The organism is Thermoleptolyngbya sp. M55_K2018_002 (genome assembly GCF_015295965.1).
Lineage (GTDB): Bacteria > Cyanobacteriota > Cyanobacteriia > Elainellales > Elainellaceae > Thermoleptolyngbya > Thermoleptolyngbya sichuanensis.
In genome coordinates, this window is record NZ_DVEA01000354.1 from 1 (window position 1) to 2,700 (window position 2,700).

Here is a 2,700-nt window from a genome sequence, read left to right on the forward strand (position 1 = left end):
GATCGCTGTTTGGATTGGGGGGAGGGACGGGGGGTGGAGCGGGTGATTCTGGCGGCTGCGATCGCCCACTCAATTGCCCAGCACTCGAACCATCGGTGAGGACTTCTACCTCGACCGTAACCGTTGCATTGTCCCCATCAAGCGGGTCGGCCGATGGGGAGGATGTGGAATGTAGATGCGAGGAGGGGGCGCTCATGGCAGTTCCAGGTAGAAACAGGGCGATGCGTCTGACTCAACTTCTTTCAAGTTACCCAAACGCCATTACGGATTCACAGCCAATGAATTCGACAGTCCTATGCATCTCCCGTGCATCTCCTGTGCATCTTATGCAACGAACCATGCAACGAGGGCTTAGGAGAAGCATCTGACGAGGTTTTGAGGTGGCGACCGCCCTCGTGCTTATCCTACCAAGGGGCGATCGCGCAACTCCATCCCCATCCGCAAAATGCCCAAGCTGGATGCACTCACTAAGACTCTAGCCGCCCAACTGGGGATCGACAAGGCGCAGAGGATACGGAATCATCCAGACATAGGCATCCAGACATAGGATTGTTGCTCCCTTAAAAACCCCCCTTATCATCAGCGGCAGCATGGGTGAGTCCCTGTTCATCTGATTGGTGATTTATCCACCGCTCCAGTTCTTCATTGTTTGCTTAGTTTGCTTAGTTTGCTTAATGAAGCCCTTGAGCATCTGGCATCGGGCAAGGCCGCGGTATCGGAGTGTGCTAAAACGTTAGGGTTTCGCCTGCCGATGTTTAGCCTGCCAAAGCGCAAGGCCCTAGAGATGCAAGTTGATTGTTTGTGCGCGACGCACTCAAGCAATCAACTCGCATCCCAGTTTCGGCCCACGTTCAACGTAGTCCCCAGTTCTTCAAAGACCGACCTGACCACTGGTGGCCAGCACGCGGGCGCTCACGCCAAAGACCCGCAGCAGCCCCTCCGAGTCGCCGTGGTTATAGTCGCCCACGCCCTCCATTGAGGCGTTTTCTTCGGAATAGAGGATATGGGGCACGTCGTCGGCCGCCACAAAGGAGATATTGCCTTTGTAAAGGGACACGCTGATGGTTCCGGTGGCGAGTTCGGCCGTGTTGGCGATCGCCGCTAGCATCATCTGCGTTGCCCGGTCAAACCAGTAGCCCTGATAGATTTGCTTGGCCACCAGGAGCGAAAGCTGGTCATAAAACTCCCGCGCCCGCCGATCTAGGATCAGTTGCAGCAGATAAGCGTAGCAAGTGCCCAGGGTTTCTACGCCGGGGCTTTCGTATACGCCGCGCGACTTGATGCCCACAAAGCGGTTTTCGACCAGGTGCGTGCCGATGCCGATGCCGTGCTTTCCGGCGATCGCATTCGTCTTCAAAAACGCATCCACTAGATTCACCGATTCCCCATTCACGCTCACCGGGCGACCCTTTTCAAACCGCACGGTAAAGACTTCTGGCGCGTCGGGCGCGTCCTGCGGATAGCAGCCCATAATCGGCTTCACAAACTGGGCCGGGGTGGTCAGCGCCTCCAGCATTCCCGATTCATGCGTCAGCCCCAGCAGGTTGGCATCGGTGGAATAGGGCTTGTCTTTGGTAGCCGTTACGGGCAGCCCATTTTCCTGACAGAAATCAATCATCTCGCTGCGGCCGGGGAACCGCGCCAGAAAGCTCTCGTCGCGCCAGGGTGCATACACCTCAAACTCTGGAGCCAGCATATTGGTAATGAGCTGAAACCGCACCTGGTCGTTGCCGCGCCCCGTTGCGCCGTGGCTAAAAATCGTCAGCCCGCGCTGCTTCATTTCCAAAATCATTGCCTTGGTCAGGGAACACCGCGCGATGCCTGTTGTGTTCCAGTAGCGCCCTTCGTAGCAGGCCTGCGACTGGATCACCTTGAGGCCGTCTTCGGCGATCGCCTCTCGCACGGGCAGCAGCACAAAGTCCACCGCGCCTGCCTTCAGCATCCGCTGGCGCACCGCATCCATGTCTTCCTCATCTGGCTGCCCCAGGTCGGCCGTAAAGCACACCACATTCACGCCCTGATTTGTCAGCCAGCGCGTAATGGTGCAGCTATCCAGCCCGCCCGACCCGGCAAACGCAACGGTTTTTCCCTTCAAATCTTGCACTTTCATGAGCAGCCTTCCTAAATCTAAGCAGCGCCTTTGCTTGAGCAGCGCCCGACCAGTCGTGATGGGTTCAAATACTGGCGATCGCCTCACCCAGAACAGAGAGCATTATCCCCTGTCTTTTGATAAATTCTGTCGGGCTGGGTACAGATTTCTGATGCAGATTCCGAGCGAGGATGAAATCACACATCCAAACAGCAGCTTTGGGCGTAGTGTTTATTAGGATTCATCGCGAGTCTTGATTGCAAGCGCTATCGAACGCCTCAAAGCCATGATTCATTCCAAAAAGATTCTTTTCCATTTCATTCTGGGTGCGCTGACGTGCCTATCTCTCGTGGGGCTGTCTACCCCGTCCCTGGCCCAAGCCGTCTCTGGCTGGATGCGTCCGGCAGGCCCCGCCCCCATCGCCGAAGTGCGTCAGGCGGAAACTGTGCTGCTGGCGCAGGGGATGACCCGCTCTTCTTTCCAGCGCTTTTCGGCAACCCTGAGCCGGGGTGCGGTGGTGGGTGCGTCTCCCTCTGGTCGGGCGACGGGTGTGGCCGGGGCCGTGCTGGCGGGCGATCGCCTGGTGGTGATGGGCGATTTCAACGACGGTC

General features: G+C 57.4%; 1 protein-coding gene and 2 pseudogenes. 1 reads left to right on the plus strand and 2 read right to left on the minus strand.

Annotated features, from left to right (window positions below; translation table 11 throughout):
- A pseudogene (locus IGS51_RS18110) lies at nucleotides 1–196 on the minus strand (hypothetical protein); the annotation flags it as partial.
- A 675-nt stretch (nucleotides 197–871) separates the two neighbouring features.
- Entirely contained in the window at nucleotides 872–2,110 is a 1,239-nt protein-coding gene (gene argG / locus IGS51_RS18115; RefSeq protein ID WP_297080186.1) for an argininosuccinate synthase, read from the minus strand.
- Between the two features lie 265 nt (nucleotides 2,111–2,375).
- Here argG and IGS51_RS18120 point away from each other — a divergent pair.
- A pseudogene (locus IGS51_RS18120) lies at nucleotides 2,376–2,700 on the plus strand (CHRD domain-containing protein); the annotation flags it as partial.